Source organism: Arthrobacter alpinus (assembly GCF_001294625.1).
In the GTDB taxonomy this organism is placed as follows: domain Bacteria; phylum Actinomycetota; class Actinomycetes; order Actinomycetales; family Micrococcaceae; genus Specibacter; species Specibacter alpinus_A.
In genome coordinates this window covers 3,079,907-3,102,859 of the sequence record NZ_CP012677.1, presented here as the reverse complement: position 1 = coordinate 3,102,859, position 22,953 = coordinate 3,079,907, and the positions used below count along the sequence as shown (strand labels likewise).

Below are 22,953 nucleotides of genomic sequence, written 5' to 3'. Positions count from 1 at the left end.
GAGCCCTCATTGCCTGGATCGTGTGCGTTCCAGCTGTGCCCGGGGAACCAGGACCGTGACAGGGCTGACACTACGCCAGCCCATCTTGTAGTAGAGGCGTTGCCCGTCGGTGCTGGCCAGCAGCAGCCCTGTGGTGACAGGGAATTCCTTGGCATGGGCGGTCAATGAGTGCATGACGATTTTGCCGTACCCACGACGCCGGTGCCCGGCATGGGTTTCTATCTGGTCATAAATGGCGTATTCGCCGTAGACGGCGACCTTGCCGCTTGCAAGCACCGTACCGTCCTGGACGATCGAGGCACTGTAACGCGCCTGGCAGGTGGACGCTGCCCGGCGTCCGCCCATGCGGGTGACCCGCAGCGTCAAGTCCGGGTCGTTGAGGAAGGGGTCCTGGTTGTCCTGGTCTTCCATTCGCACCATCATTAACTGTTCGGAGGTGGAGAGCATCCCCATCCCCGCAGCATGCGCCAGTTTGACGTAGCGGTGAACATCCGGGCCCAGCACGCTCACGGCCCTATCCGCCGATTGGCAGGCAACAGCAGCCAGCAGGGCGAAAGCCTGCCGCTCTGGGGCGGCGATAAAATACTCCCAGTCGCCGCTGCGGTCCATGCGCAACGCCGCGTGACCACCACCGTTAAGGGCGGTGGTGTAGCTTCGCAGCGCGGTCCAACCGGCAAACCACGCGTCCAAGAGTTCCTCAAGATCAATGGAACCGGATGTCATGGCTCAAGCCTATGCCCGGCGGTCGGCTACTCCTTGACAAAGGGGGCATTTGGCGGCACGAAGTACGCTTAAATACGTGGCTTTGAACAAGATTGTGCTCTTTTACGGCTTTACTCCCCTCTTGGACCCGGAGGCGGTGAAGCTCTGGCAGCGTGCCCTGTGCGAGAAACTTGGGCTCACTGGCCGGATCCTGCTGTCCAAGGACGGCATCAACGCCACCGTGGGCGGGGACATCAAGGATCTCAAGCAGTATCTAAAGACCACGCGCGAATATGCCGGGTTCAAAAACATGGACATCAAGTGGTCCGACGGCGCCGGGGATGACTTCCCGCGTCTGAGTGTGAAGGTCCGCGAGGAAATCGTCAGCTTCGGTGCCCCCGGCGAACTTAAGGTGGATGAAAACGGCGTCGTGGGCGGTGGAGTCCATCTCAACCCCGAGGAACTCCACGAACTCGTCGCCGCCAAGGAATCCGCCGGCGAGGAAGTGGTGTTCTTTGACGGCCGCAACGCCTTCGAAGCCCAGATCGGCAAGTTCAAAAACGCCGTGGTCCCCGATGTGGCCACCACCCACGACTTCATCAAGGAACTGGATTCCGGCAAGTACGACAACCTCAAGGACAAGCCGGTGGTCACGTACTGCACCGGCGGCATCCGGTGCGAAGTCCTGAGCTCGCTCATGGTCAACCGCGGCTTCACGGAGGTCTACCAGATGGACGGCGGGATCGTCCGTTACGGGGAAGCCTTCAAGGACAAGGGCCTGTGGGAGGGCTCCCTCTACGTCTTTGACAAGCGCATGCACATGGAATTCAGTGACGAGGCCAAAGAGATCGGCCACTGCATCCGTTGCAACAACGCCACTAACAAGTTTGAAAACTGCTCCAACCTCAGCTGCCGCAACCTGAACCTGTACTGTGCCGACTGTGCCAGCGCCCCGGAGACGCTGCAATGCCCGCAGGGCTGCACCGGCTGACGGGGTTCTAGTTCCCGACCAGCGCGCCGCCGGGACTCGTTAGGCTTGTCCCATGACTGATTTCGCCACCATCCCGGACGCCCCACGCAGCGACAACCCTGCCACGATGCAGGCTCTAGCCGCGGACTTGAGCGCCATCAACTACACGGTCGACGGCGTGGCGGAGCTCCTTGGTGCGGACGCCAACCAAGCGCTGGGCCGGGATCAAACCGTGCCCGCTGCACTTGTGCTGCGCGGCAACACCGATCCTTTGTCCACGGTGGTCAGGTTTTGGTTGCTGGCAGAAACTGTGTCGGCGAAGGAGCTGGGGCAAGCCGCGCCACGCACGGGCGTGGATGCGTTGGTTGCGATGGGCGTGGCTGAAATCGAATGTGATGCGGCAGATCAACCCGGTGACACCCGTGCCCAGGACCGTGATGTCATGGTCCGGGCCGCCGTGGACCTGCGCCCTTACGGATGGCCCGCGGCCAACGAAGACGAGCAGGACACCAATCTGTGGGTCGCCAGCGATCTGGGTGCCCACCAGCGCCCCGGCGTGCTGCGCAAGGACCACGTCCTGGGCATCGGCCAGGCGTCACTGACCCTAGCCCAAGCCACCATCCGGAAGGTGGTGGGCAGGGCGCTGGATCTGGGCACCGGCTGCGGGATCCAGCTTTTCCATCTGCTGCACCACGCCAGCACCGTGGTGGCCACCGACATTTCCGTCCGCGCACTGGCTTTCACGCGGTTCAACCTCATGCTCAACGCCAGCGCACTGGGCCTGACGGACGCCGACTTTGAGCCGGAGAACCCGCACGCCCGCGTCTCCTTACGCCTGGGCAGCCTGCTGGAACCCGTGGTGGGCGAACGCTTTGACCTGGTGGTCTCCAACCCGCCGTTTGTCATCACCCCCCGCTGCCGGGGCGAGCAGGCCCGGGAGCAGTTCACCTACCGTGACGGCGGGATGGCCGGCGACGCCATCGTCGAAACCCTGGTCCGTGAGCTGCCCTCCGTCCTGGCCCCGGGTGGGCTGGCGCAGATGCTCGGCAATTGGGAGGTAACCGAAGGCGGGACGGACGACGCCGGGCCCTCCCCTGAGTGGGCCGCCCGCCCCCGGCAGTGGGTACAGGACGGCGTGCAGGCCTGGTTTATCCAGCGTGAACAAGTCAGCCCCGGCGGGTATGCCGAAACGTGGTTGCAGGACGCCTCGCAAGGCCGCGACCAGGACGCCTACGCCAACGCCTACGAGGACTACCTGCTCGACTTTGCCTCCCGCAATGTGGCCGGGATCGGATTCGGCTACATCCTGCTCCGCCGCCCCGAATCACAGCCACAACAACCCGGTGCGTTCTCCACCAGCACCCGCTTTGAGGAAATCTTGTACCCGATCGAACAGCCGGTGGGTCCTCACCTTGTCACCACGCTGGAGCGCGAACAGTGGCTGAAGCGCCACGAAAACATCCTTTTCGAATACCTCACCGTGGCCCAAGACGTGACCGAGGAACGCCACCAGAAACCGGGGGCCGAACACCCGGGTGTGATCTTGCTGCGCCAGGGTGCCGGATTGCGCCGCACCAACCTGCTCAGCACCGAACTGGCCGGCTTCGTCTCGGCCAGCGACGGCGAACTCACCGTGGGCCAGCTGATAGGCGCGCTCGCAGCCTTGCTCGAACGTGACGATGCGGAGTTCTCCGACGGGCTCTGCGCCGATGTGCGCAACCTGGTCAGGGACGGCTTCCTCATCCCGGCCTGACAGCCATGCCCGTCTCACAGGGCGGCGGTCGGATTAGCGTGGGTGGCAAATAAGCGCGGTTACACGTGATCCTATCCGCCAACGCACCATGGTGGGCCATACTGCTCTGCCTGAGTGCCGCCGTCGTCCTGCCCACACTGATTGGTCTGGAACGGCGGATCAACAACAAGTCCGCCGGCACGCGAACCCATGCGCTGGTGGGGCTGGGCGCCGCCTTGTTTGTGGTGGTCAGCAAGTACGGGTTTTCCGATGTGCTGGTAGCCGGGGAAGTCATGTTGGATCCCTCCCGGGTGGCCGCCCAGATTGTTTCCGGCATTGGCTTCATCGGTGCCGGGCTGGTCTTTGTCCGCCAGAACAAGGTGCGCGGACTGACCACTGCCTCCTTGATCTGGTTGACGGCGGCGGTGGGGCGGCCGCCGGTGCCGGGCTGGTGCTGTATGCGGCGTTCGTCACAGGGGCATATTTTTTGATTGTCGTGGCTTACACGAAATTTCTTGAACGTGGACGCTTTTTTGGCCTCCGCTTTCATGTGTTGCAGGTGCAATATGTTGACAGGACCGGCTCGATTCGGGAGATCTTGGAGGCGTGCACCCAACGCGGCTTTCAGATTCAGGGCTTCAGTATCCGCCAGCTGCCCGACGCTGATCCCGGCGCCATTCGGCGGCTTTTCAACGCCGAATCAATCCCTGCCGCGGCCAACCTGGTGGAAGTTGAACTGGAAATTGAGGGTCTCAGTACCAAGGCGGGGCGGCTGGCCGAGCTCGCCAAGCTGCCCACCATCGCTGCCGTGACCTTTGACGACGAAGTGGACTAGGCAGGGTGTGAAAGCATCTTTGATTCCGGGGTTTGGGCACGTTATCTGCCCTTCACCGGGCTTTCAAAAGGTGCCCCGGTTTCCCAAGCAATACGCGTTCGCGGTAGAAATATGGTGAACTAGGCTCATGGGGGGCGCCTCCCGCCCAACCTTTCATTCCCTTCTAGGAGTACCGTGCCAAGCAAGGCAGCCAGCAAGCTGAAGACCGGCAAAAAGCTCGTAATCGTAGAGTCCCCTGCCAAGAGCAAGACCATCGCCAAGTACCTTGGCGAGGGTTTCGTCGTCGAAGCATCCATTGGGCACATCCGCGACCTGCCGCAGCCTTCCGAGCTTCCCGCGGAGCTGAAGAAATCCTCGATCGGCAAGTTCGCCGTCGATCTTGAGAACAATTTCAAGCCGTACTATGTCATCTCACCGGACAAGAAAAAGAAGGTGGCAGAGCTCAAAGCGCAGCTCAAGGACGCCGACGAACTTTATCTCGCAACTGATGGGGATCGCGAGGGCGAGGCCATCGCGTGGCACCTGCTTGAGGTGCTCAAGCCCAAGGTGCCTGTCTACCGTATGACGTTTGCCGAAATCACCAAGGAGTCCTTGCAACGCGCACTGGGGAACCTGCGTGAACTGGACACCGACCTGGTGGACGCCCAGGAAACCCGCCGCGTGGTTGACCGGCTGTTCGGCTACGAGCTGTCCCCGGTGCTGTGGCGCAAGGTAGCCCCCAAGCTTTCCGCCGGCCGTGTCCAGTCAGTGGTGACCCGCATGGTGGTGGAGCGCGAGCGTGAGCGCATGGCGTTCCGTTCCGCCGGATACTGGGACTTGTTGGGCACGTTCAGCACCACGGACACCGGTGAGTCCTTCAACGCCAAACTGGCAGCCCTTGACGGCCGTCGCGTGGCTTCCGGCCGCGACTTCAACGATCAGGGCGAGCTGACCGGCAAGAACGTTGCCCATCTGGACGAGGTGGCCGCGAAGGCCCTGGCCCAAGGTCTGCAGAATGCCAGCTTCGCCGTGCGCTCTGTTGAGCACAAGCCGTACACCCGCCGGCCGGCCGCGCCGTTTACAACCTCGACCCTGCAGCAGGAGGCTGGGCGCAAGCTGCGCTTCTCCTCAAAGTCGACCATGTCCACCGCGCAGCGCCTGTACGAAAACGGTTACATCACCTATATGCGTACCGACTCCTCGTCGCTCAGCGATGAGGCCGTCAACGCCGCCCGCCGCCAGGCTTCGGAGCTGTACGGCCCCGAGTTTGTCCCGGCCACCAAGCGGGTCTACGCGAACAAGAGCTCCAACGCGCAGGAGGCCCATGAGGCCATCCGCCCCGCCGGAGACTCCTTCCGCACCCCTGCCCAGGTGGCCAGCGCCCTGCGCGGTGACGAGTTCAAGCTGTACGAGCTGATCTGGAAGCGCACTGTCGCCTCCCAGATGGCTGATGCCAAGGGCTCTACGGCGACCATCAAGTTGGGTGCCTGCGCAACTGATGGGCAGGATGCCGAGTTCTCGGTTTCCGGTACCGTCATCACCTTCCGCGGCTTCCTGGCCGCCTACGAGGAAGGCCGTGACGAGTCCCGCAACGACTCCGACGAATCGGACCGCCGCCTGCCCAACGTCAAGGAAAAGGATGCGTTGAAGGCAGCCGATGTCACGGCCAATGGCCATGAGACGTCCCCGCCGCCGCGCTTCACGGAAGCGTCGCTGACCAAGGAAATGGAAGAGCGCGGTATCGGCCGCCCGTCGACCTACGCCTCCACCCTGTCCACCATCATGGACCGCGGCTACGTTCGTAAGCAGGGCTCGGCCCTGGTGCCGAGCTGGATCGCGTTCTCTGTGGTTCGCCTGCTGGAATTGCACTTCACCGACTATGTTGACTACGAGTTCACGGCCGACATGGAGAAGGGCCTTGACAGGATCGCCAACGGCCAGGAACAGGGCTCAGACTGGCTCAAGCACTTCTACTTCGGTGCAGGCGAGGAGACGGGCCTGCAGAGCATCGTGAACAACCTCGGCGACATTGACGCCCGCGAGATCAACTCGATGCCGATCACCGACACCCTGGTGCTGCGGGTGGGCAAGTTCGGCCCATACCTGGAGAGCACCGTTCAGACGGTGGACGCCAAAACCGGTGAAATCATCGAGGCCGCCCGTGCCAACGTCCCCGAGGACCTGGCCCCCGACGAGCTCACGCCCGCCAAGGCGCAGGAGCTCATGGAGACCGCCGCCCCCGAGGAACGCGTGCTCGGCGTGGAGCCGGTCAGCGGCCACACCGTGGTCTCCAAGAACGGCCGCTACGGCGCTTATGTCACCGAAGTAATCCCGGAGATGACGGCGGAGCAGATCGCCAACCAGCCGGTCGAGTACTACAAGAACGGCAAACCGAAGCCGCCGAAGAAGCCCGTCAAGGCCAAGCCGCGCACCGGCTCCTTGTTCAAGACGATGACCGTTGACACTGTCACCCTGGATGAGGCGCTGGCCATCATGAGCCTGCCGCGCGTGCTGGGGGCCGACGCCGAAGGCAACGAGATCACCGTCCAGAACGGCCGTTTTGGGCCGTACCTGAAGAAGGGCTCCGACTCGCGTTCCATTGGGACGGAGGAGGAAATCTTCACCATCACGCTGGAGCAGGCGCTGGAAATCTACTCCCAGCCCAAGCAGCGTGGCGCCCGCGCCGCGGTGCCGCCGCTGGCCGAGTTTGGTGACGACCCCGTCTCGGAGCGGAAGATCGTGGTGAAGGAGGGCCGCTTTGGCCCGTACATCACTGACGGCGTCACCAACATCACCGTGCCGCGCGGCACCGAGGTTGAGGAACTGACCCGGGAAATTGCCATCGAGCTGCTGGCAGACAAGCGTGAACGCGGCCCGGTCAAGCGCACCGCGAAGGCGCCTGCCAAGAAGCCTGCGGCGAAGGCCCCGGCCAAGAAGAAGGTTGCTGCGAAAAAGTAACCAGCGTTAACAACACCGCCCAAGACCCGAATTTCGGTTCCTGGGCGGTGTTGTTAACGCTGTGCAGGGACAATCACGCAATAATGGGCATATGAGATTAGGCGTGCTCGACATCGGCTCCAATACGGTCCACCTGCTGCTGGTGGATGCCCGCCCGGGCGCTAAGCCCGTGCCATACGCGTCGCACAAACGGGCGCTGAGCCTGGTGCAGTACCTCGACGGGGACGGCAACATCACCGATGAAGGCCAAACCGAGCTCATCGAATTCATTCTTGAAGCGTGGGAGTTCGCAGCCAAGCACCGGGCCAAGGACCTGCTCGCTTTTTGTACCTCCGCCATCCGGGAGTCCACCAACGGTGCCGCCGTGCTTGAGCGGGTGCAGTACGAGACAACCATCAGCCTGACAGAGCTGACAGGTGACGAAGAGTCAGCCATGACGTTCTTTGCCGTTCGCCGCTGGCACGGGTGGGGTGCTGGCACCATCTTGAACCTGGACATTGGCGGCGGTTCCTTTGAAATCGCCCAAGGCGCCAATGAACTCCCGGACCTGGCCCATTCGGTCCCGCTGGGCGCCGGCCGGCTCACCCGCGACTGGTTGATCCAGGACCCGCCCACCGCCAAGAGCGTGCGGGATTTGCGCAAGCACATCAAGGCCACCATGAAGGAAGCGGTGGTGGAGACACAGAAGCTGGGCTCCCCACACATCGTCACGGGCTCGTCCAAGACGTTCCGGGCGTTAGCACGTATTACCGGGGCCGCGCCGTCGTCCATGGGTCCGTACGTGAAACGCGAACTCCACTTGAGCGATCTGGGACTTTGGTCCCAGCGGCTCTCCGCCATGTCCTCCGCTGACAGGCTGCACCTGCCGGGGGTGTCGGTGGCGCGTGCCCAGCAGGTGCTCGCTGGGGCCCTGGTGGCCCAGACGGCACTGGAAATGTTCAAGGTCCAGACCATGCAGATCAGCCCCTGGGCGCTACGTGAAGGCCTGATCCTGCGCCGCCTGGACCAGTTGGTCTTTGACGGCCCGCTGGATCCGCCGGCGCACGTTGGTAAACTGACAAATTCAGCAACACATTAGGTGGTCATGATTAATTCAGCAGCGGATTCCACCGGTATTCAAGGCTCGACGGCGGACCTTGCGCCAGCTCCCAAACGGCACATTCCTGTGGCCCTGTCCACAGCATCCGTGTACCCGTTGTCGGTGCATGACGGTTTCGCCGTGGCGGCGGATCTCGGGTACGACGGCGTCGAAGTGCTCGTGACGCACAATGGCGACAGCCAAGACGCCCGGGCCCTGAACGCCCTGTCCGAAAGGTACGAGCAACCGATCCTGGCCATCCACGCGCCCACCCTCCTGCTCACCCAGCAAGTGTGGGGCAGTGCCTGGAACAAGGTGCAGCGCTCGGCCCAGATGGCCGTGGATGTGGGGGCCGACGTGGTGGTGGTGCACCCGCCCTTTCGCTGGCAGAACGACTACGCGGAAACCTTCGCCCAAGGAGTCAAGGACATTGCAGAGGCTTTCGGTGTCCGCATTGCGGTGGAGAACATGTACCCGTGGCGTGTGCGCGGGCGTGAGGCGCTTGCGTACCTGCCGCACTGGGACCCGGTAGGGCAAGACTACAAGGACGTCACCTGGGATTTCTCCCACGCCGCCACCGCCAGCGCCTCCAGCCTTGACGCCGTCAAGGCGTTGGGCGCTCGGCTGCGGCACATCCACCTGACCGACGGCATCTCGCCGTCCACCAAGGACCAGCACCTGATTCCCGGCCACGGCACACAGCAGTGCGTGGAAGTGCTCCAACATATCGCCAACAACGGTTTTGACGGCGCCGTGGTGGCGGAAATTTCCACCCGCAAGGCCAAGGGGGCCGGGCAGCGCGAGGAATGGCTGGCCGAAACCCTCGAGTTCGCCCGCGTGCACTTAGGGCAGACGCTGCCGTAGCAGTCAGCCAACCACCCCGTTGAGGGGACACATCACCCCAGAAAAATCGTTGGTGTCCCCTCGGGTCTGGGTGGGGTGATGTGTCCCCTCAACGGATAGGGCGTTAACGTGAAATCGCCGGAGAACGTGTGGCCAGTGGATGGGGGGAAACACTGGCAAGTTCTCCGGCGATTTGACTGGCCTTCAGGACAAGACCAGTCCGATCATCACTCGCACCCTTATGAGGTACTTAAAACAATAGAGGCACAGATTGGGAATAGTCAGGGTGTCAGCTGTGCGTTCACCCTTAAGCCGCCAGAGCACTACACCGTGCTCGAGGAACCGCGCCTTTTCCGCGCCTTAACGAGGGAGACGCCGGAAACAATGCTAGGAATTGGGGGGACCCTAGCCGCTTCCGGCGCCCGGTCCAACAGGCGTGAACACCGGCTGGACCATCATCACTCGCACCTCTATGAGGTAGTTAGAACACTATGACCCCACTCTGGGCAAACACCGGCACGACGCTGTGAGTTGGCTGTAAATGTTGGCGGAGAGGAAAACTGTGGCCGCATGCGCGCCACTGTTGCATGTGGGCAGCAGGACGCGAAAGACTGAGGGCATGAGCAAAAAGATTGTTTTTCTAGGTTGCGGTTCAATGGGCGAAGCGATTCTGACCGGATTGCTCGCGGCGGGGACCGCAGCAGCGTCGGTCACAGTGACTGTTCGCAGGCCGGAGCGGGCACAGGAACTGGCCCATCGCCACGGCGTGACCGCCATTGCCTCCCATGAGGAAGCTGACGCCAACACCCAGGCGGTGGCTGGCGCCAGCGTCGTGATTCTGGGTGTCAAGCCGATTGGGACAGCAGAAATGTGCCGCGAGATCGCACCCCATCTGGAGGCAAACGCCGTCGTCATCAGTGTTGCGGCAGCGGTTTCCCTGGGTCAGTTGGAGGCTGCCCTGCGCCCAGGGCAGCCCGTGGTGCGCTCCATGCCCAACACCCCGTTGAAGGTGGGCCGGGGCGTGGTAGCACTTTCCGGTGGAACAAGCGTTGATGAGTTCCACCTGGCCGCCGCCCACCAGATCTTCGACGGCTCCGGCGTCGTACTTGATATCCCTGAAAGTCAGCAAGACGCTGTGGCGGCCATCAGCGGTTCGGGCCCTGCTTACGCGTTTTACTTGGCGGAGGCCATGGCGGCAGCCGCCCAGGACTTTGGCCTCTCGGCTGAGATTGCGCGGGTCCTGGCCCGGGAGACCGTTGCCGGTGCGGGTCTGATGCTGGCCGAGCCCGGTGCGGACGCCGCCACCTTGCGCCGTGCCGTCACCAGCCCCAAGGGGACAACAGAGCAGGCCATTGCAACGTTCGACGAGCAAGGGCTACCGGGCATAGTGCTGGCTGGCGCAAAGGCTGCCGCCGCCCGGGCCGCCCAAATCACTGCCGAGCTCGAAAGCAAGTAACCCCACCATTGCTGCGGGAGCATCGGGGCTAGGCCGTTCCCGCCTCTAGCGCCAGCAACAGGGCCTTGGCGTCTGCCCCGCCCAGATAGGCGCCCCGGCTACCATCGGAGCGGATCACGCGGTGGCAGGGCACCACAAGGGGAAGCGGGTTGCGTGCGCACGCCGTGCCCACCGCCCGCACGGCCCGCGGGCTTGAGGTCAGGGCGGCCACGGCGGCGTAGCTGGCCGTGTGCCCGTACCCGATGTCGGGCAAATGGGCCAGCACCTCGCGCCGGAAGCCGGTGGCCAGCCGGAAGTCAAGCGGCAGATCGAACGCCTGGCGCCGCCGGGCAAAATACTCCTCAACCTCACGTGCCGCGGCGTCCAAGCGTGCCGGTGCCAGCAAGATGCGCGGGCTGATGGTGGCAGCCAGAGAATCCAGTACCGCAGCGTGCCCCTCGCGGGCAAACGCCACACGGACCAGGCCTCGCTCCGTGCCTGCCAGCAGCAAGGCGCCCACAGGGGAGTCCACCACCCGGTACGCCACATCCATCAGGCCGTCGGCCGCCGCTGCCGTCCGGAACTGGCCGGTCAGCCGGTCCAGGGCCGTTGCCTCACCTGCCACAAGGGCCGCCAACTCGGCCGGCATGGGCACCTTTGCCTGCGTGTCGATTGCCTGCGTGTCGATTTCGGTTTCCATCACGAACAGTCCTCTCGATCCTGCGCCAGATGCGCCCTCAGCGACCTCATCCCGTCCGAGGCCGCCCGCCGCGCCGACGCCTCGGAATTCCCCAGCAGCCCGGCCACCTCGGCATAGGCCAGACCGGCCAAATGGTGGTACACCACTGCCTCGCGCTGCTTGGGTGGCAGTTTCGCTAGCGCCGCCCACACCCGGTCCGCGTCCTGCCCGGCTTCCACGGAACGGACGACGTCGTCCCCTCCCGCTGCGGCTAGGCAACCGGCCGCCTCGGGGCCATCGTCGCTGGCAGGGACCGGAAGTCGCCCGGCCGCCCGGTGGTGATCCATTGCCTTGTTGCGGGCAATCGCGACCAGCCAGGCCTCCCAATTCCTAACATTTCCCGAGGCCGGGTACGCGCGTAGGGCCGCCAGAAAGCTCTCCTGCCAGACGTCGTCGGCCTCCTGGACGCCCACCAGGGCCCGGCACACGCGCAAGACGGTGGCGCCGTGGCTGGCTACCAGGACCTCAAACGGGGGAACAGGACGGCTCAAAACAACGCTTCGGTGTGTGTCCGCGCCGGTTTTTCCAGCTCGAGCAAGAACTGTTTGCGCTCCAGGCCGCCGGCATAGCCCACCAGCGAGCCGTCGGCGCCCACCACCCGGTGGCAGGGGACGATGATGCTGATGGGGTTGCGCCCGTTGGCTGAGCCCACGGCCTGGGCCATGGAACGATCGCCCAGCATCGCCGCCAAATCGCCGTACGTGAGCACTTCGCCATAGGGAATCTGGCTCAGAGCGGCCCAGACCCGGTGCTGGAACGGGTTCCCGGCAGGGGCCAGCGGGATCGAGAACTTCTTTCTTGAGCCGGCAAAGTACTCGCCCAACTGCACCAAAGTCGCCGCCAGAACACGCGAAGCGGAGCCGGCAACCCGCTCACCCAACGTCTCCTGGGCCGGGCGGCGCCTGTGCTCGGCCATGTACACCGCAGCTAGCCCGGCGTCGTTCTGAACGGCCGTCAAAAGGCCCAAGGGTGAGTCAAAAATTGTGTGCTTGACCATTTCTAAAACCTCCATGCACTGTAGACGCGCGCCGAGCCGAAAACGTGAGTCTCAGGGGCGGGCGGCGAAGCGTTCCAGCAGGTCCACATAGCCGGAAACTATGAGCATGTCACGGCTGGAGACCCGGGTGTTGGGCTGGGCGTAGGTGAAGTCCTCGCCCGGGGACTTTACGCCCACCACTGTCACACCGTACTTGGATCGGACCTTGGACTCCTCCAGCGTGAAGCCCTGGGTCTCCTTCGGCGGGTACATTTTCACGATCGCGAAGTCGTCGTCGAACTCGATGAAGTCCAGCATGCGCCCGCCCACCAGGTGCGCGGCCCGGACACCGGCGTCGGCCTCTGGGTAGATGACGTGGTTGGCTCCAATGCGGGTCAAAATCTTGCCGTGCGACTGCGTGATCGCCTTGACCCACAGGTGCGCAATGCCCAGATCCACCAGGTTCACGGTGATCAGCACGCTGGATTCAATGGATGTGCCCACCCCGACGACGGCGGAGGCGAAGTCCTGTGCCCCGAGCTGGCGCAGCGCGTCAATATTGGTGGCGTCGGCCTCCACCACGTGGGTGAGGACGCCCGCCCACTTCTGCACCAGGACAGGGTCCCGCTCGATGGCCAGGACCTCCCTACCCTGCTTGACCAGCTGGTGCGCCGTGGCGGAGCCGAAACGGCCCAGCCCGATGACCAGCACGGGGGCGTTGTGTGGCGGGCGGTTATTAGAATCTAGTTTGTCAGCCAATGATCGGCCTCTCTTCCGGGTAGTGGAACAGTTGGCGGCGCTGGCGTAGTGCCAAGGCCGCGGCGAGGGTGATGGATCCTACACGGCCAAAGAACATCATGGCGCTGAGCACATACTTGCCCGACGGCGGCAACTCGCCGCTAAGCCCTGTGCTCAGTCCCACGGTGGCGAACGCTGAAATGGTTTCAAACAGCACCCTGTCAAGGGTTTCACCGGAAATCGCCAGCAGCAGCCCGCAGGCGATCATGACGAAGGTGGCGCCCATCATGATGACCGAGATGGCCACGCGCATGGTGCCCTGGGGGATGGTGCGCCCGTAAATTTTGACGTCGCTATCGCCCCGGGCCTCGGCCACGATCGCCAGGAACATGACCGCGAGCGTGGTGACCTTGATGCCACCGGCAGTTGACGCGGAGCCGCCACCGACAAACATGAGCGCGTCGGTGAGCAACATGGTGGAGGAGTTCATGGAGTTCATATCCACCAGGTTGAAGCCCAGGGAGCGGGTCATGACGGAGGCAAACACCGAATGGGTGATCTTGTCCTCGACGCTCATGTTCCCGATGGTGGCCGGATTGCCCCACTCCATGGCGCCCCACAGGACGGCACCGGCAAACAGCAACATGAGCGAGACCTGGATGGTGAGCTTGGCGTGCAGCGTCCACTTCTTAAAGCGGAAGCCGGTGGCCAGCAGGACCATCAGCACGGGGAAGCCGAGGCTTCCGATGAAACCGCCGATCATCAGCGGGGTCAGGATCCACAGGTCGGCCTCGTACGGGACCACGCCGTCGGAATGGGGTGTGAAGCCGGCATTGTTGAAGGAGGAGATGGAGTAAAACGCGGCGTGCCAGATGGCCTGGGGAAGGGACTCACCAAGGATCAAAAAGCGTGGTGCCAGGGCTAGGGCCAGGACGATCTCAATGGCCACCGATGTGCTGATGACGATTCGCAGCAAGGTGCCGACCTCGCCCAGGCGCCCGGCGTTCATGGCCTCCTGGGCAATCAGCTTGCCACGCACACCCAAGCGCTTGCTAACCATCAACGACATCAGCGACGCCAGTGTCAGAATGCCCAAACCACCAACAAAGATGCCAATCAAGATGACCAGCTGCCCGAAAAACGACCAGTGCAAGGCCGTGGAAACCGTTGTCAAGCCCGTCACACAGACAGCTGACACGGCCGTGAACAAGGCGTCGTGAAAGGCGGTGGACTGGCCGTCACGGGACGCGGCGGGCAGGGACAGTGCCAAGGTGAAAGCCATGATGACCAAGGCAAAGACGATGAGGGCCAGGCGGGCGGGGGAGCTGTTAGCAACCCTGTCGACAAAGTCGCGAATACTGACGAAAACGGCCAGGGGCCAACGGCGCGAAGTTGTGGACTGGATGGGTTTAGTGGCCAACATCTGTGTTGTCCCTCCTACCCGTGTCAAAAAAAGCGTCATTGCCGCGCCGATATTGGTCTCATTCCCGCAAAGGCGTCCGGAGTTCGATAGCCTGTGATGGATGTCATCATTAGCCAGCTCCGGGCCTACGGCCGTCCCGACAAGCATAGTCTGCGATGCGGCCATGTCCGCGTACAATTTTGGCCCGAATCACCCCATGTCGCCAAAGCGTCTTGAACTGACGGCCAGGCTGGCTAGGGAGTTGGGAATTTTTGAGCTTCCCCAGGTCACCCTCGCGGAGTCCTTTGTGGCCTCTGACGACGAGCTGGCCACGGTGCATAGCCGCGAGTACATCGCGGCCGTGCGGCGGGTGGGTGCGGACCCCACGCTCAGTGACCCGGACCGCGGGCTGGGCACCGACGACGATCCGGCCTTTGCCGGCATGCACGAGGCGAGCGCAAGGCTCGGGGGTGCTTCACTGGCGGCCGCCGATGCGATCATCGCCGGAACAGCGCTCCGGGCCGTAAACTTTGGTGGCGGCATGCACCACGCCGCCAGGGAGAAGGCCTCCGGCTTTTGCATCTACAACGACGCCGCCATGGCGATCGTGCGGTTGCTGGACTCCGGCGTTTCCAAGGTGGCCTACATCGACATCGACGCACACCACGGCGACGGAACCCAAGACATTTTTTGGAATGACCCCCGGGTACTCACCATATCCATGCATGAATCGGGATTGACGCTGTTCCCCGGTACGGGCTTCGCCAACGACATTGGCGGCCCGGACGCCCAAGGCACCGCCGTGAACGTCTCCCTCCCCGCCGGGACGGGCGATGCCGGCTGGCTGAGAGCCTTCCACGCCGTCGTGCCCCAACTAGTGGAAGCATTCGAGGCCGACGTCATTGTGAGCCAGCACGGCTGCGACTCGCACCGCGACGACGACCTTTCCCACTTGAACACCAGTGTTGACGCCCAGCGCGAGGCCGCCCTGAGCGTCGCGGCGTTGGCGGACCGGGTGTGCAGCGGCCGCTGGATCGCGACGGGCGGCGGCGGCTACAACATTGTCAGCGTGGTGCCGCGGGTCTGGGGCCACCTCATGGCGGTGGTGGCGGGGCGGCCCGTGCCGCTGCGCACCGCAGTGCCCGAGCCATGGCGCGAGTACGTGCGAGAACACTACGGCAAGGTTGCCCCGCTGCTGATGGGCGAGGACGCCGATACCTGGTGGCGGTCTTGGGAGGTGGGTTACAACCCCTCCGACGCGTTGGACAGGACGGTCATGGCCACGCGCAAGGCAGTCTTTCCGCTGTACGGCTTGGATCCCTGGTTCGACTGATCCCCACACATCGGCCTTGTAAATCGCTGGCACGATTTTCCAAGGAACCTGGCGCGCGTGGGCCCAACCCTCCCGATCCACGCGCGCCACGCCGATCCCAAAACGTCAAAGATGCCGTGGCGGGAATATGTCGTTAGGGTAGTGGAATGGTTGTTGAAGAAGTATTTGCCGTCATCGCTGAAGGAACTCGCCGCGACATCTTGGCATCGCTGGCCAGGGAGCACAAAGCGGTGGGGCAGCTGGTGGACGAATTGGGGGTTTCCCAGCCCACAGTTTCCAAACACCTGCGAGTGCTACGTGAGGCTGGCGTGGTGACAATGCGGGCGCAGGGGCAGAAGCGTTTTTACAGCATCAATACCGCGCCCCTGACGCTGGTCTCCGATTGGCTTCACGGGCTGGGCGCCGGGGCGAGTGACGCGGCAAAAACCGTAGCGCCGCCGGCCGCCACGCGCACGCCGGTGGCCTTGGAGACGCCCACGAGCGCCGCGGCAGCTCCAGCGGCAGTCGGCGCCCTTGCCAAGGAGCTAGTGCCAAGTAAAGCTGCGCAGTCAACTGCGGTTGCCGCCGTCGTGCTCCCGATCCCGGATGTCGACGGATCGGTGCAGCAGCAGATCACCCGAAGTGTCGGCCGCGCCGCCAACAAGGCGGCGGACCTGCTTGCCAACCTGCCCGCATTGCCTTCGTTTAGGCGTCGAAAGGACTAGCTGAGACCCACAATGGTCGCCGCTTGGCATATATATGCACGATCATGCGTGCAGTCTCAAAGAGTAAGAAAAATTGGCTTATGCCCTCCCCTGACTGGAAAATTGCCACTGAGCATATTTATGCGCGAATTTCTAGCGCCTCACCCTTTTCAGGAGACTCATGGATACCAGGCTCGAAGCCATCCGGGAGCAAGTTTTAGCCCGTAACCCCGGGGAAAAAGAATTTCACCAGGCAGTACTTGAAGTGTTTGAAAGCCTCGGCCCCGTTTTGGATAAACATCCAGAATTCGTTGATGCCGCAGTGCTTCAGCGCCTGTGCGAGCCCGAGCGCCAGATCATTTTCCGTGTGCCGTGGATGGACGACGCCGGTCGCGTGCAGATCAACCGCGGTTTCCGGGTTGAGTTCAACTCGGCCCTTGGCCCGTACAAGGGTGGACTGCGTTTCCACCCCTCCGTGTACTTGGGCATTGTGAAGTTCCTCGGCTTCGAACAGATCTTCAAGAATGCCCTGACCGGCATGCCCATCGGCGGCGGCAAGGGCGGTTCTGACTTTGACCCGCGCGGCAAGTCCGAGGCCGAAGTCATGCGCTTCTGCCAGAGCTTCATGCTGGAGCTGTACCGCCACATTGGCGAATACACCGACGTCCCCGCGGGTGACATTGGGGTTGGTGGCCGCGAAATCGGCTACTTGTTTGGCCAGTACAAGCGCATCACCAACCGCTACGAGTCAGGTGTTTTGACCGGCAAGGGTGTTGGTTGGGGCGGCTCGCTGGTACGCCCGGAGGCTACCGGTTTCGGCACTGTACTGTTCGCCAATGAGATGCTCAAGACCCGCGGCACCTCCTTTGATGGACAGCGCGTGGTGGTTTCTGGTTCCGGAAACGTTGCCACGTTTGCCATTGCCAAGGCGCAACAGCTCGGCGCCAACGTGGTGGCTTGCTCGGATTCCTCCGGCTACATCGTGGACGAGAAAGGCATTGACGTTGCCCTCCTGCGCCAGATCAAGGAAAAAGAACGCGGACGGTTGAAGGAATACGCTGTTCGCCGCGGCGCATCAGTTAGTTACGTTGAGGGCGGTTCCGTCTGGGACGTCAATGCTGCGGTGGCCCTGCCCTGCGCCACCCAGAATGAGATCAACACTGAGGCGGCCACCAAGCTGGTCAAGAACGGCCTTGTTGCCCTCGCTGAGGGTGCCAACATGCCCTCCACCCGCGGTGCCGTGGCCGTCTTCCAGGAAGCCGGCATTTTGTTCGGCCCGGGTAAGGCAGCCAACGCCGGTGGCGTGGCAACATCCGCGCTGGAGATGCAGCAGAACGCCAGCCGCGACGCCTGGACGTTCGAGCACACCGAGGAACGCCTGACCCAGATCATGGTGGGTATCCACGACCGTTGCGCCGAAACGGCGGACACTTATGGTTCCCCCGGCAACTACGTGGTGGGTGCCAACATCGCCGGCTTCGTCAAGGTTGCCGACGCCATGCTGGCCCAGGGCCTGATCTAAGGATTTTTCAGCGCAAGAGACCCGCAGAGTTCGACGAAAATTCAAGAAATTCCTGAGTTTTCGCCGAACTCTGCGGGTTTGATTCGTTTGCGGGCTGAACGGGCAGTGGGAGGCGGATCAGCCCAGCGTCGATTCCCGGACCACGAGCTCCGGCGGAAAGACCACGTGGCTCGTTTGGAAGCCGGGCTCGGCAGCGGCTTCTTGCAAAAGCAACTCCAGTGCAGTGGAGCCGATCAAGACGCTGGGCTGGCGGATGGAGGAGAGCGGGACCACCGCAGCTGCAGCGAATTCAATGTCGTCGTATCCGATCAAGGCGATCTCCCGGGGAACCTGGACATCGCCCATCAGCATCAGGCCCTGGAGGATGCCTACGGCGAGCAAATCGTTGGCCGCAAAGATCGCATCCGGGCGTTCCCCTGCGGCACGCCTCCGGATGGCCAGGCCCGCTGCCCTGCCGGAGAGCACCGTCAGGGATTCGGTTTCCAGGATCTCAAGCGTGGCTCCATGAACCTCCGCAATGGCCTTGCGTGCGCCCGCCAGCCTCTCGGCCACTTGGCGGATAGAGGTTGGTCCGCCCACAAACGCAACCCGGCAGCGGCCCAGTGACAATAGGTGCCGCACAGCCATTTCGCCGCCGGCAAGGTTGTCCACGCCAACTGAGGAAAAGTTGGCGTTCTCCGACACCCGGTCCACCAAAACTGTGGGAATTCCACGGCGGCGCAATTGCTCCAGCCTCGGGAGGACGTCGCCCACGGGGGACAGGAGAATGCCGCGCACGCGCTGTTGCTCGAAGAGGTCCAGGTAGGCGGCCTCCCGGCCCTCGTCGTCGCTGCTGTTGCCCACCAGGACGGAGAAGTTCTCGGCCGCTGCGCTGTCCTCGGCGCCCCTGGCCAGGTCGGTGAAGAAGGGGTTCGCAGCATCCAGGACCACTAGGCCTATGCTGTGGCTCATGCCGGCGCGCAGCTGGCGTGCTGCGTCATTGCGGACGAAACCAAGCTTTTCAATGGCCGACTGGACCCGGATTATGACGGCCGGGGAAACTTTTTCTGGCCGGTTGAGCACATTCGAGACCGTTCCTACTGACACGCCAGCCAATGCAGCGACGTCCTTGACGCTGGCTGAAACCATTTTGTGGGCTCCTGAGTTAGTATCTGCGCCGCTTGCGGGACGGTTGTGCCTGGAGAAAATACTGACATCAGACTACCTTGCCCGGTGCCGCTTTGAACCCTTTCATTGAAACGAATCACGAAAACTACTCAGAGCTATTGACGCTCACCCCACGATGGTTCTATGATTCAAATCACAGCCTGTAATGAAACGATTCATTATTGGGTTCACACAGCCCCAAAGGTGCGGTTCAATCTATGCAGCAAACAGACAGCTCCGGCCCCCGAAGGGGGGAACCGGCACTCACACTCATCCACGCAGCCAAGGCCTTCGGCCCCGTGGTTGCCCTGGCCGACGGAACCATTGAAATCCTCCCCGGGGAAATCCACGCTCTTGTAGGGGAAAACGGCGCCGGCAAGTCCACGCTGGTGAAAATCTTGGCCGGACTCCACCGCCCGGATTCGGGAGACTTCCGGGTCGCCGGCGAGACCGTACAGTTCCGCAGCGTCGGCGATAGCAAGGAAGCCGGGATCTCTGTCATCTACCAAGAACCCACGCTCTTTCCCGACCTCACCGTCGCGGAGAACATCTTCATTGGCCGCCAACCCAAGGGCCGGTTCGGGCTGATTAGCCGCTCCGCCATGGTTCAGGAGGCAGGGCGGCTCTTTGAACGGCTCGGTGTCCCGATCGATCCAACCCGCATTGCCGAGGGCCTGTCCATTGCAGACCAGCAAATCATCGAAATCGCCAAGGCCATCTCGCTAGATGCCAAGGTGCTCGTTATGGACGAGCCTACGGCCGCCCTCAGCGGTGTGGAGGTGGACCGGTTGTTCGCCGTTGCCCGCAGCCTGCGCGAGAAGGGGACCGGTATCTTGTTCATCTCCCACCGCTTCGAGGAAGTCTTTGAGCTGTGCGACCGGATTACAGTGATGCGAGACGGGCGCTACATCGCCACTCACCAAACTGCGGACGTCAGCGTCGAGAAGATTGTCCGTGAAATGGTCGGGCGTGACATTGGTGCGCTCTTCCCCAAGACCGACGCCGAGATTGGCGGCGTGGTCCTTGACGTTGAGCAACTCAGCCGGGCCGGCGTCTTCAAGAACATCAGCTTCCAGGTCCGCGCCGGGGAAATCGTTGCCCTCGCCGGTCTGGTCGGGGCCGGGCGCACCGAAGTGGCGCGGGCCGTGTTCGGGATCGACCCGTACGACGCCGGTGCCATCACTTTTGAGGGGCGCAGGCTAAAGGCCCGCGACCCGCAGGCCGCCATCACAGCAGGCATGGGTTTTGTTCCGGAGGACCGCCGCAAGCAGGGGCTCGTCCTGGAACTGTCCGTGGCCCGCAATGTGACTCTGACCCTGCGTAACAAGCTCACCACGGCCGGACTCATCAATGGAGCCGCCGAACGCCGGGCCGCCAAGGACTGGAGCGAGCGCCTCCACGTCAAGGCGGGCTCCCTAGAACACCCGGTCTCCACACTCTCTGGCGGCAACCAGCAAAAAGTGGTGCTCGCCAAGTGGTTGGCCATCGAACCGCGGCTGCTGATCATCGACGAACCCACCCGCGGGATTGACGTGGGAACCAAGAGTGAGGTCCACCGGCTTATTTCCGAGCTGGCCGGCCGCGGGATCGCCATCTTGATGATCTCCTCCGAACTACCCGAGGTCCTGGGCATGGCCGACAGGGTCCTGGTCATGCGCGAGGGCCAAATCAGAGCCGAACTCAACCGCGCAGACGCCAATCCGGAATCCATCATGCACGCCGCCACGTCATCCGCGGGAGGAACACCATGAACTCAGCCCTGGAAAGCAGGAAATCACCAAACAAGCAGCCATCGTCCCGCGGCTGGACGGCCGCCGCCCCGGTCCTGCGGCTCCGCGAACTTCCCGTGTTCATCGCCCTGAGTGTCCTAGTGATCGTCACCTACCTGATCAACCCGCTGTTCCTGAGCGCCCAAGGCGTCAAGGACCTGCTGCTCAACGCCACGATCGTCATGATCCTGGCCGTGGGGCAGACGCTGCTGATCATCACCAGGAACATCGACCTCTCCGTGGGCTCCATACTGGGCCTGGTGGCCTTCGGCACAGGGTCCATCTTCGCGGCCATGCCGGACATCCCGATCATCGCCGTCTTTGTCATCGGCATGGCCTTCGGGGTGGTGCTCGGGGCGGTCAACGGCATCCTCGTGACAGTCGCCAAGGTGCCCGCCCTGGTGATCACCCTCGGCACGCTCTATGTGTTCCGCGGCCTGAACAACGCATGGGCTGGCGGCAAGCAGTACTTCGCCGGCGACAGGCCGGATGCCTTCGGCGCCCTCTCCGTGGACACCTTCCTGGGGTTCCCCATCATCACCTTGGTGGCAGTCGTCGTGGTCATCGCCGTGGCGCTGTACATGTCAGGCACCCGCCCGGGCAGGGACCTGTACGCCATTGGCTCCGACCCCGACGCCGCCACAGCGTTTGGCATCAAGGTCTCCAAACGCGTGCTCCTGGCCTTCCTGGCCAATGGGGCACTCGCTGGCCTGGCCGGCGTCCTCTACGCCAGCCGCTTCAACTCTGTGGGGGCTACCACCGGCACCGGTATGGAGCTGACGGTGATTGCAGCTGCTGTTGTGGGGGGCGTGGCCATCTTTGGCGGCAGCGGTTCGGTTACGGGTGCCGCGCTCGGCGCCCTGCTCCTGACCACCATCACCAGTTCGCTGACAGCCGTCCGTGTGGACAAGTTCTGGCAGCAGGCCATCGTTGGCATCCTGATCCTGGCCGCCATCATCATTGACCGCGTGGCCAGCCTGCGCACAGCCAAGAAACTGCGGATTAGCGAGGCCCGGAATGTCTGAGACCACCACGCCCACCAACAACGCCCCCGCCCCCGCGGCGGCACCCACCCGGCGACCGTCCGCCACACCGTGGCGCAAGACCCGCGCGGCGAAACTGCTGGCAAGCCGTGACGCCATCACCATCTACGCCCTAGCGGTGTTCCTGGTCTACGCGAGCATCAGCATCCCACGCTTCGCATCGCCTGTCACCACGGGCTTTTTGCTCCTGGACGTCATCCCGGTCCTGCTGATCGCCATGCCGATGACGCTGATCATCATCACCGGCGAAATCGACCTGTCGGTAGCCAGCATCGCGGGGCTGACCAGCGCCACCATGGGCGTGCTCTGGGCCGGCGGCATGGACATATGGCTGGTGCTGGCAATCAGCTTGCTCGTTGGGGTTGTCTGCGGCATTTTCAACGGCTTCCTGATTGCCGTGCTCGGGCTGCCGTCGCTGGCCGTCACCATCGGCACCCTGGCGCTCTTCCGGGGACTGGCCCTCGTAACCATCGGGGACAATGCCGTGGCCAACTTCCCTAAGTCCCTGACAGCGTTCTTCACCTCCAAACTGGGTGCCACGGGAATTCCAACGGTCATGATCGGCGTCGTCGTGGTCATCATCTTCTTCGGAGTGCTGCTTCACTTCACCCCGTTCGGGCGCGGACTCTTCGGCATGGGCTACAGCAAGGAAGCCGCAGCCTTCGTGGGCATCAAGGTGGCCCGCAGCAAATTCTGGCTGTACGTGGCCTCCGGGGCTGTCTCGGCGCTAGCCGGCATTTTCTGGACGCTGCGTTATACCAGCGCCCGCAGCGACAATGCCTCCGGCCTGGAACTCGCCGTCATCGCGGCCGTCCTGCTCGGCGGGGTGTCCATTTTCGGTGGCAAGGGTTCCATTCCAGGAGTCCTCGCAGGCGTCCTGCTGATCGGATCACTCAACTATGCGCTGCGGCTGGGGCGGGTCTCCGACGTCGTGCTCATCACCGTGACGGGCCTGCTGCTGATCTTGTCCGTTGTCGCGCCGAGTATCGGATCCGCCATCCGGGGGTGGCGGCACACTCGCCGCGCCCACCACAACGCCGCCCAATAAACCAGCCAGACCCACAAAACCA

General features: G+C 63.2%; 21 protein-coding genes. 14 read left to right on the top strand and 7 right to left on the bottom strand.

The genetic code is table 11. The features are described 5' to 3' along the window. Positions 1-6 precede the first annotated feature (6 nt). Positions 7-723, bottom strand: a complete 717-nt coding sequence (locus tag AOC05_RS14100) for a GNAT family N-acetyltransferase (protein WP_062007771.1) — start codon at positions 721-723, stop codon at positions 7-9. 76 nt (positions 724-799) lie between these two features. Between AOC05_RS14100 and AOC05_RS14095 the strand changes: the two genes are divergently transcribed. The 8 genes from AOC05_RS14095 to proC all read left to right on the top strand — a co-directional run bounded on the left by AOC05_RS14095 (position 800) and on the right by proC (position 10,553). Further along, a complete protein-coding gene (locus AOC05_RS14095; RefSeq protein WP_062007770.1) occupies positions 800-1,693 on the top strand; it encodes a rhodanese-related sulfurtransferase in 894 nt (297 codons plus the stop codon). A 52-nt stretch (positions 1,694-1,745) separates the two neighbouring features. Then, positions 1,746-3,425, top strand: coding sequence for a DUF7059 domain-containing protein (locus AOC05_RS14090; protein ID WP_062007769.1), 1,680 nt, complete (start codon positions 1,746-1,748; stop codon positions 3,423-3,425). A 65-nt stretch (positions 3,426-3,490) separates the two neighbouring features. After that, complete coding sequence (locus tag AOC05_RS20205) at positions 3,491-3,895, top strand: MgtC/SapB family protein (RefSeq protein WP_335337594.1); 405 nt, start codon at positions 3,491-3,493, stop codon at positions 3,893-3,895. 5 nt (positions 3,896-3,900) lie between these two features. Beyond that, positions 3,901-4,239: a hypothetical protein gene (locus AOC05_RS20200; RefSeq protein ID WP_230085709.1), complete on the top strand. Its 339-nt coding sequence runs from the start codon at positions 3,901-3,903 to the stop codon at positions 4,237-4,239. Positions 4,240-4,413: 174 nt separating this feature from the next. Beyond that, entirely contained in the window at positions 4,414-7,176 is a 2,763-nt protein-coding gene (topA, locus tag AOC05_RS14080) for a type I DNA topoisomerase (RefSeq protein ID WP_062007768.1), read from the top strand. A 91-nt stretch (positions 7,177-7,267) separates the two neighbouring features. After that, positions 7,268-8,254 (top strand): exopolyphosphatase, encoded by a 987-nt coding sequence (locus AOC05_RS14075; RefSeq protein WP_062007767.1) that lies wholly within the window; start codon positions 7,268-7,270, stop codon positions 8,252-8,254. 6 nt (positions 8,255-8,260) lie between these two features. Next, positions 8,261-9,118, top strand: coding sequence for a sugar phosphate isomerase/epimerase family protein (locus AOC05_RS14070; RefSeq protein ID WP_062009820.1), 858 nt, complete (start codon positions 8,261-8,263; stop codon positions 9,116-9,118). Between the two features lie 598 nt (positions 9,119-9,716). Continuing rightward, positions 9,717-10,553 carry a pyrroline-5-carboxylate reductase gene (gene proC, locus AOC05_RS14065; protein ID WP_062007766.1) on the top strand — a complete coding sequence of 279 codons (837 nt, stop codon included), beginning with the start codon at positions 9,717-9,719 and terminating at the stop codon, positions 10,551-10,553. 28 nt (positions 10,554-10,581) lie between these two features. Here the strand turns inward: proC and AOC05_RS14060 are convergent, their stop codons facing one another. The 5 genes from AOC05_RS14060 to AOC05_RS14040 are packed head-to-tail and all read right to left on the bottom strand — an operon-like array spanning position 10,582 to position 14,408. After that, complete coding sequence (locus AOC05_RS14060) at positions 10,582-11,232, bottom strand: methylated-DNA--[protein]-cysteine S-methyltransferase (protein ID WP_261388215.1); 651 nt, start codon at positions 11,230-11,232, stop codon at positions 10,582-10,584. After that, the gene (locus tag AOC05_RS14055; protein ID WP_062007765.1) at positions 11,232-11,762 is read right to left on the bottom strand and encodes an RNA polymerase sigma factor; all 531 of its coding nucleotides are present in this window, start codon (positions 11,760-11,762) and stop codon (positions 11,232-11,234) included. The genes AOC05_RS14060 and AOC05_RS14055 overlap by 1 nt, the downstream gene beginning before the upstream one ends. Continuing rightward, positions 11,759-12,268 (bottom strand): methylated-DNA--[protein]-cysteine S-methyltransferase, encoded by a 510-nt coding sequence (locus AOC05_RS14050; protein WP_062007764.1) that lies wholly within the window; start codon positions 12,266-12,268, stop codon positions 11,759-11,761. Before AOC05_RS14050 ends, AOC05_RS14055 begins: the two co-directional genes overlap by 4 nt. A gap of 51 nt (positions 12,269-12,319) precedes the next feature. Next, the gene (locus AOC05_RS14045; protein ID WP_062007763.1) at positions 12,320-12,958 is read right to left on the bottom strand and encodes a potassium channel family protein; all 639 of its coding nucleotides are present in this window, start codon (positions 12,956-12,958) and stop codon (positions 12,320-12,322) included. Positions 12,959-12,998: 40 nt separating this feature from the next. Further along, positions 12,999-14,408, bottom strand: coding sequence for a TrkH family potassium uptake protein (locus AOC05_RS14040; protein ID WP_082357994.1), 1,410 nt, complete (start codon positions 14,406-14,408; stop codon positions 12,999-13,001). Positions 14,409-14,571: 163 nt separating this feature from the next. Between AOC05_RS14040 and AOC05_RS14035 the strand changes: the two genes are divergently transcribed. The 3 genes from AOC05_RS14035 to gdhA all read left to right on the top strand — a co-directional run bounded on the left by AOC05_RS14035 (position 14,572) and on the right by gdhA (position 17,925). Then, entirely contained in the window at positions 14,572-15,720 is a 1,149-nt protein-coding gene (locus AOC05_RS14035; RefSeq protein WP_154606214.1) for an acetoin utilization protein AcuC, read from the top strand. 146 nt (positions 15,721-15,866) lie between these two features. Further along, positions 15,867-16,424 carry an ArsR/SmtB family transcription factor gene (locus AOC05_RS14030; RefSeq protein WP_062007761.1) on the top strand — a complete coding sequence of 186 codons (558 nt, stop codon included), beginning with the start codon at positions 15,867-15,869 and terminating at the stop codon, positions 16,422-16,424. Positions 16,425-16,584: 160 nt separating this feature from the next. Beyond that, on the top strand, positions 16,585-17,925 hold the full coding sequence (gene gdhA, locus AOC05_RS14025; RefSeq protein WP_062007760.1) for an NADP-specific glutamate dehydrogenase: 1,341 nt from the start codon (positions 16,585-16,587) through the stop codon (positions 17,923-17,925). 117 nt (positions 17,926-18,042) lie between these two features. Here gdhA and AOC05_RS14020 read toward each other — a convergent pair whose 3' ends face one another. Next, positions 18,043-19,053 carry a LacI family DNA-binding transcriptional regulator gene (locus tag AOC05_RS14020; RefSeq protein WP_062007759.1) on the bottom strand — a complete coding sequence of 337 codons (1,011 nt, stop codon included), beginning with the start codon at positions 19,051-19,053 and terminating at the stop codon, positions 18,043-18,045. 236 nt (positions 19,054-19,289) lie between these two features. Between AOC05_RS14020 and AOC05_RS14015 the strand changes: the two genes are divergently transcribed. The 3 genes from AOC05_RS14015 to AOC05_RS14005 are packed head-to-tail and all read left to right on the top strand — an operon-like array spanning position 19,290 to position 22,931. Beyond that, a complete protein-coding gene (locus tag AOC05_RS14015; protein WP_062007758.1) occupies positions 19,290-20,822 on the top strand; it encodes a sugar ABC transporter ATP-binding protein in 1,533 nt (510 codons plus the stop codon). Then, a complete protein-coding gene (locus AOC05_RS14010; RefSeq protein ID WP_062007757.1) occupies positions 20,819-21,865 on the top strand; it encodes an ABC transporter permease in 1,047 nt (348 codons plus the stop codon). The genes AOC05_RS14015 and AOC05_RS14010 overlap by 4 nt, the downstream gene beginning before the upstream one ends. Beyond that, positions 21,858-22,931, top strand: a complete 1,074-nt coding sequence (locus AOC05_RS14005; RefSeq protein ID WP_062007756.1) for an ABC transporter permease — start codon at positions 21,858-21,860, stop codon at positions 22,929-22,931. The genes AOC05_RS14010 and AOC05_RS14005 overlap by 8 nt, the downstream gene beginning before the upstream one ends. Positions 22,932-22,953: the final 22 nt, after the last annotated feature.

Bases quoted from the DNA above. Each gene is read 5' to 3' on its own strand.
- AOC05_RS14100 (WP_062007771.1), bottom strand. From the start codon at position 723: ATGACATCCGGTTCCATTGATCTTGAGGAACTCTTGGACGCGTGGTTT.
- AOC05_RS14090 (WP_062007769.1), top strand. From the start codon at position 1,746: ATGACTGATTTCGCCACCATCCCGGACGCCCCACGCAGCGACAACCCT.
- AOC05_RS14075 (WP_062007767.1), top strand. From the start codon at position 7,268: ATGAGATTAGGCGTGCTCGACATCGGCTCCAATACGGTCCACCTGCTG.
- AOC05_RS14070 (WP_062009820.1), top strand. From the start codon at position 8,261: ATGATTAATTCAGCAGCGGATTCCACCGGTATTCAAGGCTCGACGGCG.
- proC (WP_062007766.1), top strand. From the start codon at position 9,717: ATGAGCAAAAAGATTGTTTTTCTAGGTTGCGGTTCAATGGGCGAAGCG.
- AOC05_RS14060 (WP_261388215.1), bottom strand. From the start codon at position 11,232: ATGGAAACCGAAATCGACACGCAGGCAATCGACACGCAGGCAAAGGTG.
- AOC05_RS14050 (WP_062007764.1), bottom strand. From the start codon at position 12,268: ATGGTCAAGCACACAATTTTTGACTCACCCTTGGGCCTTTTGACGGCC.
- AOC05_RS14040 (WP_082357994.1), bottom strand. From the start codon at position 14,408: ATGTTGGCCACTAAACCCATCCAGTCCACAACTTCGCGCCGTTGGCCC.
- AOC05_RS14035 (WP_154606214.1), top strand. From the start codon at position 14,572: ATGTCCGCGTACAATTTTGGCCCGAATCACCCCATGTCGCCAAAGCGT.
- AOC05_RS14030 (WP_062007761.1), top strand. From the start codon at position 15,867: ATGGTTGTTGAAGAAGTATTTGCCGTCATCGCTGAAGGAACTCGCCGC.
- gdhA (WP_062007760.1), top strand. From the start codon at position 16,585: ATGGATACCAGGCTCGAAGCCATCCGGGAGCAAGTTTTAGCCCGTAAC.
- AOC05_RS14020 (WP_062007759.1), bottom strand. From the start codon at position 19,053: ATGGTTTCAGCCAGCGTCAAGGACGTCGCTGCATTGGCTGGCGTGTCA.
- AOC05_RS14015 (WP_062007758.1), top strand. From the start codon at position 19,290: ATGCAGCAAACAGACAGCTCCGGCCCCCGAAGGGGGGAACCGGCACTC.
- AOC05_RS14010 (WP_062007757.1), top strand. From the start codon at position 20,819: ATGAACTCAGCCCTGGAAAGCAGGAAATCACCAAACAAGCAGCCATCG.
- AOC05_RS14005 (WP_062007756.1), top strand. From the start codon at position 21,858: ATGTCTGAGACCACCACGCCCACCAACAACGCCCCCGCCCCCGCGGCG.